The sequence below is a fragment of the Serratia marcescens genome, assembly GCF_006715005.1.
Classification (GTDB): Bacteria; Pseudomonadota; Gammaproteobacteria; order Enterobacterales; family Enterobacteriaceae; genus Serratia; species Serratia montpellierensis.
Genome location: NZ_VFMJ01000001.1, coordinates 1,160,747 through 1,175,442, shown reverse-complemented (window position 1 = coordinate 1,175,442; position 14,696 = coordinate 1,160,747). Strand labels below are relative to the sequence as shown.

General features: G+C 56.1%; 10 protein-coding genes. 1 reads left to right on the top strand and 9 read right to left on the bottom strand.

What is annotated here, in order from left to right:
* Positions 1-63: 63 nt before the first annotated feature.
* The 7 genes from FHU12_RS05570 to FHU12_RS05540 form a co-directional block, all read right to left on the bottom strand.
* A complete protein-coding gene (locus tag FHU12_RS05570; RefSeq protein WP_141967944.1) occupies positions 64-462 on the bottom strand; it encodes a hypothetical protein in 399 nt (132 codons plus the stop codon).
* A gap of 78 nt (positions 463-540) precedes the next feature.
* Positions 541-774, bottom strand: a complete 234-nt coding sequence (locus tag FHU12_RS05565) for a hypothetical protein (protein ID WP_141967942.1) — start codon at positions 772-774, stop codon at positions 541-543.
* Between the two features lie 106 nt (positions 775-880).
* Entirely contained in the window at positions 881-1,708 is an 828-nt protein-coding gene (locus FHU12_RS05560; protein WP_141967940.1) for a Cof-type HAD-IIB family hydrolase, read from the bottom strand.
* Position 1,709: 1 nt separating this feature from the next.
* Positions 1,710-7,496, bottom strand: coding sequence for a non-ribosomal peptide synthetase (locus FHU12_RS05555; RefSeq protein WP_141967938.1), 5,787 nt, complete (start codon positions 7,494-7,496; stop codon positions 1,710-1,712).
* 34 nt (positions 7,497-7,530) lie between these two features.
* Positions 7,531-8,400: a hypothetical protein gene (locus FHU12_RS05550; protein WP_141967936.1), complete on the bottom strand. Its 870-nt coding sequence runs from the start codon at positions 8,398-8,400 to the stop codon at positions 7,531-7,533.
* Between the two features lie 106 nt (positions 8,401-8,506).
* Positions 8,507-9,082: a helix-turn-helix transcriptional regulator gene (locus FHU12_RS05545; protein ID WP_141967934.1), complete on the bottom strand. Its 576-nt coding sequence runs from the start codon at positions 9,080-9,082 to the stop codon at positions 8,507-8,509.
* A gap of 705 nt (positions 9,083-9,787) precedes the next feature.
* Positions 9,788-10,078, bottom strand: coding sequence for a hypothetical protein (locus FHU12_RS05540; protein ID WP_141967932.1), 291 nt, complete (start codon positions 10,076-10,078; stop codon positions 9,788-9,790).
* 238 nt (positions 10,079-10,316) lie between these two features.
* Here FHU12_RS05540 and FHU12_RS05535 point away from each other — a divergent pair, with 238 nt between their 5' ends.
* Positions 10,317-10,544 (top strand): hypothetical protein, encoded by a 228-nt coding sequence (locus tag FHU12_RS05535; RefSeq protein WP_019453435.1) that lies wholly within the window; start codon positions 10,317-10,319, stop codon positions 10,542-10,544.
* Between the two features lie 263 nt (positions 10,545-10,807).
* Here the strand turns inward: FHU12_RS05535 and FHU12_RS05530 are convergent, their stop codons facing one another.
* Positions 10,808-11,161, bottom strand: a complete 354-nt coding sequence (locus FHU12_RS05530; protein WP_004935323.1) for a DUF6277 family protein — start codon at positions 11,159-11,161, stop codon at positions 10,808-10,810.
* 25 nt (positions 11,162-11,186) lie between these two features.
* Positions 11,187-14,666: a type VI secretion system membrane subunit TssM gene (tssM, locus tag FHU12_RS05525; protein ID WP_141967930.1), complete on the bottom strand. Its 3,480-nt coding sequence runs from the start codon at positions 14,664-14,666 to the stop codon at positions 11,187-11,189.
* Positions 14,667-14,696 lie beyond the last annotated feature (30 nt).

The following is a 14,696-nucleotide window of genomic DNA, read 5'->3' as shown; positions in this document are numbered from 1 at the left end:
CACGATAGTTGACGTTGCCCCGCCCTCTCAGGCCGGCGCGGCGGCAAACGGGCATCAACAGCCTCACGAGGCGTGATGAAATAATATCGGGTAGCCGAAGCTGTCTTTTTCGAACATCACCTCTTTCTCGTTTTCCCCCACCAGCACGCTATAAATGTTGTTCTCCTTATAACGACTCATGGCGACGTAGAGCACGACCTCGCGATGATCCGTCAGGGTGAACTGTCTGCGCTTGGCAGTAATTTCCAACGTAAACGCCACCACGGGATTGTTGTTTAAAAACACCGCGGTCTGTCTCATGGACAGGATTCTGGCCTGCGCTTTCTCCGCAACCTGAAAGGGGGTGGCGTCGCTGGGGTAGCGGATATCCATCTTCTTTTGGATATAGATGACGTTAAACACCGCCAATGCCAGCGCCACAAAAAGATTGATAACCATAATCAGCATGATTTTATTTGCCATTCATCCTCCCGCCCCGTTCCCTGTACCGCGCTCGCGGTTGACTTAAAAGTGCCCTTGCGGGCACTTTTCCTTAGAGGCTCAAGAGGATTTGCGGCCAAACAACTGCGAGAACGCGCTAATCCCGGCATCGATGACGGCGCCAATGCCTTCACCGAGTTTTGCGCCGGCGTTTGACGCATCCGCATGGATACCGAAAAGACCGGTGCCGGCATCCACGATGGCGCCAATGCCCGTACCCAGGATTTTGCCGGCGTCGGAAGCGATGCCCGCGCCGGATACCGCCATAACTTCTACTTCAGTCAGTTCTTTCATACTCGCTCCTTTGCATTAATCTAAAGTGTTCCGTATTGAGAAAATGAAACCCTCACTCTTCGTTCACCTCCTTTTGTCTGCCAATAAAACTCGCCCGGTGAAAACGTCAGAACAGACCGAATTCACGACAGAGATAGTCGGCGACGCCATTGCGGCTGTTGGGCAACGCCACCGGATTCAACGGCAGCGCGCGTTTCAATTCGCTCATGGCATTGCCCATGACCACGCCCGTGCCGGCCCAGCGCAGCATGTCCAGATCGTTCATCGCATCGCCGAAAGAGAGGCAATCGCGCATCGCTATCTGTTTGGAATTCAAATAGTCGGCCACGCTTCTGGCCTTGGAAATATGCTTATCCATGATGTCTATCGTTTCCGTGGAGGACTTACAGATGGACAGCGTTTTGCCGAAGGCCTGGTTGACCTGGTCAAAGAGCGTCTCGATCGGCGCCGCGTCGCCATGCACCAGCACTTTCAATATCCGCTGCCGCTTCATGGCCTCAGGCTCGACATAGCGGCAGGCCACGCCCGACGTTTTGACGTAGTCAGAAAAATGCGGGTTCTCTTCGGCCATCATCCAGCCCTCTCGGGTGAACAGGGTCACGTGGAACGGGCTGGCGAATAAAAAATCGATCAGCCCGGTTTGCAGCTCTGCAGGCAAAAAATAGCTTCTATCCGCCACGGCCTGCCCTTCGATGTTGACCATCGCGCCGTTGCAAGAAACGATCACCGGCGAGAACCCCAGCCCGTCCACGATCCCGCGCGCATCCGCGTCGCAGCGCCCCGTTGCAATGACGATTTCCAGCCCACGACGCTGTAAAATGTTGAGCGTTTCCACCGTCACATCGGATAGATTCCCGGACGGATCGAGCAAGGTGCCGTCAAGATCGCTCACGATCGCCCGGTACTTTATTTTGCCGTCGATGGCCAGCCACATATCATGCCTCCTCAGCCTGGATAATCCCGTCCTCAGCGCAGATGTCGCTGTCGGGCGGGAGATTGGCGATCGCGAGCGCAATAATCAGAAAACGTCGGCCCAATTCGACGATGTTTTCCCGAGCGATCTCGTGAGAATCATAAAACAGTGAAATGGCGAGCCGTTCCGCCTCGGGGAACAGGCACAGCACCGTTTGGTGATTGCTGCCGCTGACGATATCCATCACGCGGCACTGAAACGGCAGCCGCGGATCCACCGCCGGTTTCGGCATATTTTCAAACACGAACAGGCTGCCGAACGGCGAGGTGGGCACCCAATTCTCGTCGTATCGATTCAGTTCGGAAAAGGCGTATTTCTGCCTGGAGGTTTGTGAATCCGCGATGTCATCCAGCAGGTCATACAGGGGGCGGCGGCGAATCGCCTGCAGCCGCAGCACCGGGCTTGCGACACACAGGCCAAACAGCGTCTGCACCTGCTCAATGTCGGCCGGGCGCTCGCTCATGGTCGTGCCGATGGCGATATCATCGCAAGCCAGCGCCTCGGCCAGCGCCAGCATCCAGGCCAGCTGCGTCAGTTGGTTGACCGTGATCCCCTGCCGCCGACAAAACGCGGTGAGGCGCGCCATCTGCGCGCTGGAGAATTCGTCGCCATGCTGACGCATCCGGCGCCCCTGCGGTACGAGCGGCGGTGCGGCAGACAGCGGCAAGCGTTGATTGACCGGCGCATCCCGCAGATAGTCTGCCCAGAAGGCCCGCGCCTCGGGGTCATTGCCGTGCGTGCGCACATGGGCGGCGAAAGGTTCGAATCGGTTAATCTCCGGCGTTGGCACCCTGCCCGCCGACAGGGCGAGGTAATCGTTGAACCACTGGCCGAACAACACCCCCAGCGACCAACCATCAAACAAAATATGGTTAAAGGTCTGTACCAGATAGTGCTCGTCCGCATGCAACCTGATGAGGCGCCAGCGAATCAACGGCGGCGCATCCAGCTCAAACGCGGTTTCCCGCTCCCGGGCCAGCAGCGCCTCCATCCGTTCCTCCAGAGAGCCTGGCGCGGCATCCGACCAATCGTCCATCGCGATCGGCGCCTGAAGCGTCTCGCAGACAAAGACGTTGGGCCGGCCGCGGCGGGTTTGATCGTCGAATCCGGCGCGCAGCATTTCAAACCGCTGCAGCGCCAGCGCCCACGCCCGATCCAACACCTCGGGCTGCAACGGCCCCGCGATCTCATAAACCGCCTGATCAATCTGATACTCGCGGTTAAGTCGGTTGAAATACATCAACTCTCGCTGGGTAACCGTAGCTTCGAAAACGGCGGCGAGGCGATGCTTTTGCTGCCAGCGATCCAATTCGGCGAGGCTGACGTCGGCATGGGGGAAGTCCCCCGGGCTGGCGAGACAAACGCCGTTGCTGGCCTCGTGGCAACAGTGCTCGACCAGCGCCGACAGGCTGTCGACATAATGCGAACCGATCCGCGACAGCGTTTCATGCGGCAGCAAACCTGACATGACGATGCTCAAGCGATCGTCGTGAACATAAAGCACCAGATCCAATACGTTGCCGCTGACCGGCATCGCGCCATTTTCCAAATCTGCCGTTTGGTCGATCAAGGCCCATAACGCGTCGTCGGCCTGCTCGTTGAACACCCCGAGATAATTGAACGAAATGGCCGGCAGGCGGTGGCGCCGCAGACAAGCCGTCACCTCATCGCCCGGCGCTGAAGCGTATTTCAGCGCCGAATAACCGATACCGTGGTCAGGCATCTTTCTCAGCCTGTCCTTGATGGCGCGCAGCGTGGTTTTTTGGCACTCGTGCGCGGTAATGCGCAAAGGCATCAAGGCGGTGAACCAGCCGACGGTGCCCTCAAGCCGGATCTTATCGTCATTGATATCACGGCCATGGTGCTCCAGCGTGAGGTAACTGTCCGCACTGCCGTGCCATGCCTGCAGCGCCGGCGCCAGGGCCGCTAACAGCACTTCGCGCACCGAGGTGTTGTAGGCCTGATGACAACCGTCCATCAGCAGCGCGGTCAACGCCACATCGCACTCGAAGCGGCAAAATTCGGGGGCCGGCACCTCGCCGCCAAGCCGGGCGTAATCGGGCTGCCCGGCGACCATCGCCAGCCAGTAAGCGCATTGGTCTTGCCGGGTTGCCGCGTATTGCCTTAACCGTTCTCCCCATTGACGGTAACTGGTGCCTTTTGCCGGCAGCGATCCCCCCTGATGCAACCGCTGCAGGTCGCTGACGATGATGCGCCAGGAAACCACATCGACGATCAGATGATGAAACGCGCAGAACATCAGCGCGTAGCCGGGGGCGCGGCTGTCAAAGATATAAACGAAGCGGCACATCGGCCCTGCCGCCGGATCAAACCCCGATTGCCATTGACGCAGCAGCTCGGCGCGGCTTTGGCGACAAAGCGCCAGGTCATAGTAGCCCCATGAAGGGCCGCCGTCGGCCGCTGACAGGTAGCGCTGCGCCACGATGGCGCCGGCGTCGTCGACGCTAAAACGCGCGCGCAGCATGTCATGCTGATCCGCCAGCGCGGCCACCAGATCGGCGACCTGTTCGGCGGACATCGGCGGTACCCGCACCAAAAAAGTCTGGTTGAAGAAGGCGCCGCGGTTCGGCGCCAGCTCACGGTACCAGCGCTGAATCGGCAGCAGCTCGAATTCGCCCTGCAGCTCGCCCTGTTCATTGAGCGCGGTAACCGCGTCTTGCTGCCGCAGAATGCGCTGGGCCAGAGCCCGCGCATTTCTGGTTTCGAACACCGCACGCGAGTTGCTGTGGTAACCCGACTTGCTCAATTCGCTGGTGAACACAATGCTTTGGATCGAATCGCCGCCCAATCGGAAAAAGTCGTCGTCGATACCCACGGTCTCCACGCCAAGAATGCTCGACCACAGGGAGCAAATCAGCGCCTCCAGCGGGTTCTCCGGCGCGGCATAACGCTCGTTTTGCGCGAATTGCGGCGCAGGCAAGGCCGAGCGATCCAACTTGCCGTTAACCGTCAGCCGGATCTCCTCGATCTCGACATAGCTGGACGGCACCATATAATCCGGCAAACCGCGCTCAAGTCGGGCGCGCAGCTCGGCAGGATCCAAGGCCACGCCCCGCGCCATCAGCAAATAAGCGGCAAGGCGCTTGCTGTCGCGATGGGCGACATCCACCACGACACATTTTTCGACGCCATCCAGGGCATTGATCGCATTTTCTATCTCGCTGAGTTCAATCCTGAATCCGCGAATTTTCACCTGGCAATCATTTCTGCCGAGATATTCCAGGTTGCCGTCGCGCAGCCAACGCACCCGATCGCCGGTTTTATATAAGCGCCGGCCATTCAATTCGATAAAACTCGCCTGGGTTTGCTGCGGCTGGTTGAGATAGCCGCGCGCCAGCGCTGAACCGCCGATATACAATTCGCCGGCCAAACCCGGCGGCAGCGGCTGCAGCCAGCGATCCAGCACATAGAGCTCGCGCCCCGGTATCGCTCTGCCGATGGGAATGCTGCTGCGCGCTTCGTCTGGAGCGATAGCGTACATCGTGGTGAACGTGGTGCATTCAGTGGGGCCATAGCCATTGATCACCTGTTGCGGACGGCGAGCTTGTCGCACCAGGCGCTGCATCAGCGTGGCGGTCAGCGCCTCCCCGCCCACCAGCAGACAGCGCAGCCCGGCAAACAGCTCCGCATTGCTGAGATAAAGGTGATCGAACAGGCTGCGCGTGGCCCAGAGAATCGACACCTGCTGCCGACGGAGCAGCGCTTCCAGCTGCGGCACATCGCCGGCGATATCTTCCGTGTCGCGGATAACCACCAGTTTGGCGCCGTTGAGCAAGGCGCCCCACACTTCGAACGTCGCCGCGTCGAACGCCGGGCTGGACAGGAACAACAAGACATCTTCGGGCGTAATCGCGATGCCGGACGCGGTCGCCAACCCGCACATCGCCTGTTGCTCGAGCATCACGCCTTTCGGCACTCCCGTCGATCCCGAGGTATAAATGATCGCGCCAAGCCGTTCGGCGGCGGTGACCACCGGCAGATTATGCCGTTCATGCGGCAGGCGGCTCAGGTCGCCCAATGTCAGCACGGCCTGGGGATGCGGCATCATCGCCGCCAACGCTTCCGCCGCCGTCTGCATAGACGGCCCGGCAATCACCAAGGCCGCCCGCGTTTCCTCAAGAATATGTTGAATGCGCGCCTGGGGATAATGGCAGGAGATCGGCACATAGGCCGCGCCGGTTTTCAGCACCGCCAGCAGCGCTACGACCATTTCCAGACTTTTCTCGCTGTACAGCGCGATCGGCGTGTCGGCCTGGGGCTCGGTCCCGGTCAGCGACGCATAGCGAAGCACGATCTCGCGCGCCAGGCTATTCGCCATGCCGTTCAACTCACGGTAGCTGACGCGCAGCCCCTCATACTCCAGCGCGATGTTTTCCGGATAGCGTTGCGCGATCGCTTCAAAACGGGCGCTGAGGGTTTCCCCTGGCAGCGGGAGGCTTTCATTATCCGGCGGCGACCTGTCGGCTGTGGGATAGAAGGCCATATGGCTTAACGGGGCGTCGGGCGCACTCATCGCCTGTTGCATCAGGCGAGTAAAATGCGCCGCGCAGTCGCGCATTTCGTCCTCGTCAAACATGCCCTGGCGAAAGCGCAATCGGAACTGCAACGCATCAATATCGGCCCGATCTTCGTATTCCAGAGAGAGCGCCGCGCTGGCCATATCGTGATTGGCTTCGAATAGCGGCCAGGTGACGCAATCGGCCAGCGGCAATGCCGCATCGCGCAGGTTGGTTTGGGCAAAGGAGATCGGCAACGCGCGGATCCCCAACGCCCGCACCACCTCTTGCGTGGGCAGCTGGTTAAAACGTTGGCGCGACTGCGGCGGCGCGGCGGTAATAAATGCCAGCGCCCGTCGATACACGTCGGAAAAACCCGCGCCGTCACGCAAAGAAATGGGCAACACGCTGGTGTTCACATGCCCGCCCAGCGCAAACTTTTGCCCCCTCTTTATCGACACCGGATAGCTGATGTAGACCGTTTCCTGATTGCCGCTGCGCGCCATCAAGATGCCCCACAGCACCAGCAGCGCCAGAAAGTCATTAACTCGCCGTATCCCCGAGGCCTGTTTCAGCGCTTTCCATTGCGCTTTGGGAAAGTGGAAGCGCAGCTCGCCCGCGTCGTCTTCACGGCCGGCGCCGCTTCGCTCAAACGGCACCTCGAGCGCGCCCAAATTTGCCGCTTCGCCGCGCCAATGCGCCTGCGCCCCTTCGGCGGCCAGTTGCTTCACCTCCTCCTGCAGTTGCCGGTTAATGGCGGCGATCTCGGCCGCCTCGACGCGCGTCGCCAGCCGCTGCTGGCGATAGTACTGGCTCACCAGGGAGAAAAACTCGTCGGAAGAGGCGCCGTCAATCACCAGATGGTGGCCGACCAACGCCAAGGTATAGCGCCGCTCCCCCTCGGCGAATAGCGCCCAACGATAAAGCGGCCCGCGGTAAATATCGAAGGGCCGGCGAATCACTTGCGTCAGCAGCGTGCGGTCCGTGTAATGCTGCAACGGATGGATTGCGTCATTGCGGCGCCAATACAGCTCGCCATCCTGTTCATGAATATGGCTGTTCAGCAGTACATGATCTTGCACCAGCGCATTCAGCGCGGCTTGCAATCGGATGGGATCCAGCGCGCCCTCAATACGCTGCAGCACCAATACGTTGTAATTGCACCCCTCTGGATGGCGATCATATTCATCGATAAAAACTTTTGAGTAGGGTGATACCGGAATCTCTTCCATGACAAACACTCCATTTAGAATACACGAGCCCTGCTTAACGGCGATCCATGCGGCATACCCAAACCTCTTTCGGCATCAGATCGCTTATCTTTTGTGAGTAATAGCCGATAAGCATGTTGATGCGTTTTTCTGAAATGACCTCCGCCGCCTGAGCGCAAACCGACTTATAAAAAGCGAGGGGGATCATTACCTTGCAACGGCTATGCAGATGTCGACAAACACCGATGGCCCAGGAAAAACACTCCCTGGAAGGGTTGGAAATATCCAAAAGTTCGGCACATTCATGGGAACAGCCAATCACGGCGTAGTGGCTGCCTTTGTTGATATAATGAATTTTATGGTACAGGGGGTGTTTTTCAATATACTCAAAGGCGCGGCGATCTTTTTCCCGCCCTAAATTATTGATGAAGCTTGCCTGCTGTGCGAGCCCACTTTCAGCAAAACGAAATGCCATAAACTTGTCAGGCTTTAAGGTTAATTCGACATACGGATAGATTTGGGTATTGGTTGTTAAATACTTTCTAAAAATTTTTTCGTAAACCCGGATCTTCCTGTCATCGGAAAAGCAGATATCCGCCGCCACATCCGACCGTCTTGCCTGCAGGAAAAAGTCTTTCAACACCGTGGAGGACTTTACCTGACGATGGATGCCAAGATCGCCAAGCATATTGACATTGACATTAATCCCGTTGATCTTAAAGGGGTAAAAGCTTGACACGAACATCCCGAGATAACGCTCGCGATCCTTGTAGAATATGCCCGTCTTCTCCCTTGGCGCGCCACAATGCGGATCGAGCAGATGCTTCCAGTGCAGGAAACGCTCCCCGCCCAGATCTCTGCCATAAAGATCCTGCAATAACTTGAAATGATTTTTGGAAACCGTTTCCCTTACAAAATCAGCCATGTTTTATCTCCCTATAAAACCTATTCCATGCCAGGCGGCAACCATGAACGATCGCCGCCTGTGCCGGTAAAAATACCGAATCAGATCGTCACTTTCCCCTTCTCCATTAACAAGAGTCGCTGTGCATTTTTAACCAGCGCAAGAATTCAATATTGTTATCGATATTCAGTTTTCTCATCGCAGAGCGTTTATGAATGCTGACCGTTTTCGGGCTGATGCCGAGCAACATCGCAGTTTGATTTTGCGAGTATCCCAGATGAATCAGACGGCACACCTTCCCTTCGCTAAAGGTCAACTGGGTGCGGCAACGCGGGCAATAGCTTGAAACCAAACTGTTTTTCTTGCGATAGCAAAACATGACCTTATCCACGATCGCCGCCACGCCGTCTTTGCGCGTAATGCTTCCGGCCTCTAAATTGCAATGAATTTTTGGAAAAATCGTTTTATGCTCCAGTATTGAAAAATAGAGCGGAATAGAAGAAAAATTGCCCTGCAAAAGCTGGGTATGGCAAAAATTGATGGACACCCGCTTATCCGGCGCCCTGAATATAATGTTGGCCCTTTCCTCTCCCGTGAGCTTGGCCTTGACACCATTCTGGAGAAAACCCTCTTGCAAGGCGAGCCCCAACCCAAGCTTGAAAAACTGATTTTGATCGACGATAGCAATATTGACGCGCTCCATTAACAAACCTCCCTTTTGACTACGCTTGCCCACTCTCCTTACTGCAATATGATTGCTGTGATTATTTTTTAGTTTTGAGATGCTTTTTAATAAAAAAGCGTTATATGCGATACGGAAACGTCTTCGCTTCGCAAAAAGTATATTTTATATATAGTGATATAAACTTATCAGCCCTGGAGAGCACACAAAAGCAAGACGCGGAGGAAGTACCGCGTTTTACAAGGTAAAGGGTTACCGTAAGATATATTTATAGTGCATCATTGCCATCCGTGATACGGTGCCAAGAATTTTCTCTGATAAGTTAATTTTACTCCAAGAGCGCAATATATCCAGATAAATATCGAAAAAAAACATAATATAGAACATAACACGGCTCTATATTGATTGTTAAGAGCATCCGATTATGTATTAGGACTTTACTTAGAAGAAAGGCGGGATAATGCTTTATCTCGAGATGTGCCGTCATCCTGGCAGGCCATATTAAAAAACTCGCTATAACCATATTAATCCTATTGTGAAAAAAATGCATAAAGAAAAGCTACACTTTATGACGATAAGTGATTCCAAAAAAAATGCGTTGATGGGTTGAAAAAGGCGAACGCATCGTCCGCGGATATAAGAGAATCCAGGCAGGGAAAGAGATTATTCAGCGGTATGGCGAAAAACAAGAAGAACGCAATCGGCGTTGCCGACGCGGAACATTGTTTATATCTTTTTTAACCTCTCCAGTTTTTTAGCCTCCAGGCAGGCGATCAGCCCGAGGTGATCTTTTTTTAACTGCTTATGACTTCCGATGGGGAGAATCAGTTTGACCGTTTGCAACTTACCGTGATTATTATAGATATCAAAGACAATCACCGGCGGGCCATACCCCTGGATCAGGCAGTCTAAAAACCGCAGGGCGGCGCAGCCCAAGCGGCTTCTGGCCTCGGTGACAATTTTTTCCGCCAGATCTTCATAGCGGAAAGGTCTTTCCGGTGTCGTTAATACCTTCATAAACTCCCCTTCGGATATATTTCCTTCAGATTGAAAATAAAAACCGGCATCCCTCATTCAGCACGAACGGGGGAGACGAAAATCAGGTTTCGGCAATATATACTCTAACGATACGAAATTAAAATAACAAACAACAGAATAGTATAAGAAATAGCAATACTTCTGTTGAAAAAAAGACCTGATTTGCAATAATGAAATTGCCTGAAGTAAAGGGCTAACTGAAAAAGGAGTTTCAATCATGAAAGAATTATCCGCAATTGAAATTGAACAAGTGAACGGTGCTGGTTTTTTTGGTGACGTAGGGACACTGATTGGCAGTGCAGTGGGAACCGGTATTGATACCATTTCCGCGATTGCCGGTGTTAACCCGGATGCCAAAACCGTTGTCGGCACCATCGGTAAAGGTATTGGTCTGGCCGTCGATGCGCTGATCTCCAGCGGATTGCAGATCATTTCAAAACTGTAATAACGCATTTTCATCCCTTCCTATTTTTTTAATTCGTTTCACTTTAAGCACCTTAGCGGGTGCTTTTTTTTACCTCAAAGAATCAAAAAAGATAAAAGGTCAGAAAAACCATCATCCAAAAAAACAGGCTGGGGATCACCACAATAAAAAAGCCCATGCGTTTATTGGCATTTTTTAACATCCATTCGTTGATCATCTCACTTCTCCTTGTGAATACCAGGGGGCATTTCGGCCCCCCGGTAAATTACCCACCGAGTCGCAGATTACAGTTTCGGCACTTTGGAAAAGAAGTCCGCCATTTCATGCGGGAACCCTTTCGCAATCGCCGGGCGAAGATCGTCCATAGAAACATTAAAATCTTTCGGCTGTTCGCCCGTTTGCATTTTTTGGTGTGCGTTCACATTCGACTGCAGCCCATTAAAAATGCCCTTCATATTGCCGAACATATCATCGCAAGATTTTGTCACGTTACTCATGACCGACTTGGCCGCATCCGGCCCCGACATTTGAATATTGCTGACGCCTTGCATAAACGGCTGGCTCAGCGACGATTGGGAGTTGGTGCCCAAATTGCCGCCGGCCTTCATGGTTTCTAAAATTTTGGCTGGATCTAACATGTTTATCACCTCTTTACGGTTGTGTTTACATCGCTTTCGGGCACGAGAATCCTCGCAACGCCCGTGACCAAAGTGGGAAATCTTTCATCGTCGAGCGCAATTCCAGTTTGAGTACGCCCACCACCGACGACATCGACATCGTCAGCTCTCGCCTGTCGCTGGAAAGCGGCACGGGATTGCTGGCATCGAACATCCGGAATAAGGCCCAAGGCCCGTCGAAACTGGCGACCTGGATCTGGCCGGTGCCGGTGCGGAAGGTCAGCCGAACATAGCTGCCGCCTTTCGGGCCGGGCCAATCGATACGCGTGGGCTGACTAAAACCATGGCTGTAGTTAATCACCTGCCCATCGATGTCCAGGGTCGCTTCCGTGATGGTCGGCGTCAGGGACAGCGGCCTGATGAACATGGAAAACGAGAGTTTGTCGCCGGCGGTGAAGAAGGTGTCGCGAATCAAGCGGGCATTTTCAAACGCGCCCAGCGTGCTCGCATTGACGATCCCTTCAGACCCCGGTTTGGCATTCCATTTCTGTGCATTGACATCCACGTAAGCGGCCAGGTTTTCATCGAAGAACTGCTGCATGGCGCCGTTCTGCCCAAACATGCGCGAGAAGTCCTCGATGCCGACCTCCGCTCTGGCGTTGCGCGAGAACGGATAGCGTCCGCTGATGCTGCCTTTGCATAATCCGGAAGCCAGCGACGAAGCCCCTTTGCTCAGGTTCTTCTGGCTCTGCTGGATCGTTTGGCTGTCTCCGACCTGCAACAGATCCATCATGACGCTGCGCACCGGTTCCGGCTGACGCGCCGCATCCAGCTGCAGCCGCTTCAGCGTGCCGCCGGCGGGCACCACCTGGCCACCGCGCAATGAGGTGGAGAGCGTGGTCAGCTGGCTGTACAGCGCTTCGAAACTGCGGCTCAGCGGATCGTTGCTCGCGTTGGTGGTCTGCAACAGCTGATACCCCAGGCGGCGAAGCAGCTCAAAACGGTCTTCCACCGCGCGTTCCGGCGTGAGACGAAAACGCGCGCGCTCGCCGGAAATCTCGCCGAGGATGTCACGCCGCTGCTGTTCAATACGATTGCGCTGGCGATCGAACCAGCTCGCCGCATCGCCCTGGTTGGTGCCGGTCATGCTGGTTTCACGCGCGGCGAAACGCACCAGGTTGGCCAGCGGAGAAGAAGGATCGGACAGTTGGCGCGCCAATATCGCCGCATCCTCCAGCCCGTTGACCGGCCGGGCGCGCACGTCGCGCATAAAGGCATCCCATTTATCGGCATACTCGATGAGGTAAAGCTTTCTCGCCTCGTCGGCCAGCTTCTGCGCCGAGGCCAACGAATTCACCGCGTTTTTCCCTTCCGCGCTGTCGCGCAGCACCCAGGACTCTTCTTCGATCATGTCTTTGGCGGCGTCATCGAGCTGTGCCAGGAAAACATCGCGATAGCTGGCGCGGGTATAGAACCCCGGCACGGCGGTATCGGTGACCGTCGCCTGGCTCTTGCGGCGCAGCATCAATGACACGTTCGGCCCTGCGGCATCGGCCAGCGAAATGTCGTTGATCGCCGCCGGCAGCGGTTTCTCTTCGATGCGGCGCACCACCCTGACCTGCATCGGAATATTCATCGCTTTCACCCGCGCCAGGCGCAGCAAGTCACCGTTCATTTTCATGACCGGCGCATTCGGCAGAGAGAACATTTCCCGCAGGTGGTAAGCGAAAATGCCTTTGTTCATGTCGGTGTAGCCTTGCGGCATGAAGCTATCCCAGCGCGTCATGAACCAGTCGACCAGCGCCTCGGCGGAGCGGTGCGAGGGCTCGCCCATCATCAGATACACTTTCAGCGTGCCGTAGACGTCCTTGTTGGACGCCGAAACGTCATTCTTGAGTTCGTCCGCGATATAGTTTTCCACCGCCGGCCAGAAGATCTGCAGCAAATGGCGCTGATAGGTCTTTTGCGCCGCACTGTTGATCAGCTTGTGCTCGAAATAGGGATTCGGCACCGGCGAAACCTCGCCGCCCAGCTGCGCGTTCATGTAGCCCAGCTGTTCGTACGCGGAAATGACGTCGTCGCTGACGCGGTTAGTGACCGGTATTTCGCGCACGATGCGCTTCGTTTCGTCAAAGCGCGCCGCAATGTAGGAGATGTAATCGCTCTCCCACAGGTAACGCATCGCCAGCAGGTTAAAAGAGACCGCCAGCAGAATGAGCACCAGCACATAGCGGCCCAGGGAGCTCATGCGGCTGCCGAGCGGCCTGGCGTGAGAGGACTGCTGCAGCACCCCGCGTTCCTGTCTGGCGTAATTCAGCTCAGGGTGATAAATACGCCCGGTGGGGCGAGCTTCGTAGATATCCGCCGCTTCCGCGTTATAAATCGCGCCCTGCGGCGGCAAGGCGGTGGTGCTGCCCAGCCATACCTGCTGCAAATGGCAGGCGTAGCCCACCGGCGTTTGCGGGAAGATCTGCTCTAAGAGGGAATACAGCGGGTTGCCCAGCGATCCCAGCGACTCGGTGAAGAACAGCAACTGTTGGCGGTTTTGCCCGTCCGGCGCATCGTGCAGCAGTTCGAGCACATGATGGCTGACGCGCGCCACCATCTCCCGGTAGAGGGCCTCATACTGCTCGAACGGGGTTTCTCCCTGTTCGGCCCGGTTCAGGCTGAACCCCATCCCTTTTTGCAACAGGTCGTCGCCCAGCATGGACAGGAAGGTCTCGCCGCCGACCAGCTGATCGAGGTGGCTGATGGTGAGATAGACCGGCAGCTCGCTGCGGAACCATGAGGCCATTTCCAGCAGACGCACGCGCAGCGCGTCGGCGACCGACTTTCTTTCCGTCAGCGAAGCGTGCAGCAGCCAGCGTGCATCCAGACACAGCATGATGCCGTCGATACCCGGATGGCGGCGATGGCGCCGGATCAGTTTGAACAGGGTATCGCGCGCCCTGGCGCCTTCTTCGCCGAGGCCGTTCAGCTGCAGCCATTCACCGGAGGTGTCCACATACACCGAATTCTCCGCCAGCCACCAGTTGCAATCCTGGGTTGGCCCGATATCCACCGTCTGCTGCAGGCCGTAGTGTTCGGCCAGCAAGAAACGTTCGCCGCTTTCGCCGATCAGCGAGGTTTTGCCGCTGCCCGGCGGCCCGATGACCAGAAACCAGGGTTTTTCGCTGATGTAACGACGCGTCAGGCGGTACTTGAAGCGCTGCCAGGGGGTACGCTGCTTCGACGTGCCGACGTATTGCAAGGTGCGCAAGGCGTCGTGAAAACGCGAAGTCACGCGATCTCGCTGGGCGGTTTTTCTTTTAGCCGGGGCCGGTGCCCGCGCGTGGCGGAACACCCAGGACAAAAACGTCGCCACGAACGGCCACAGCGCCCAGCACAGGATCAGGGCGATGATGATGCCTCTGACCCAGACCGACAGCAGCGGGCGGTAGGTGCCGATGGCGATCAACGGCCCAATCCACCACACCACCGCACACAGCAGCAAGGCAATCACCAATATGAATGATCTACGTATCATATAATTTCCTTATTATCTCTACGCCGACGG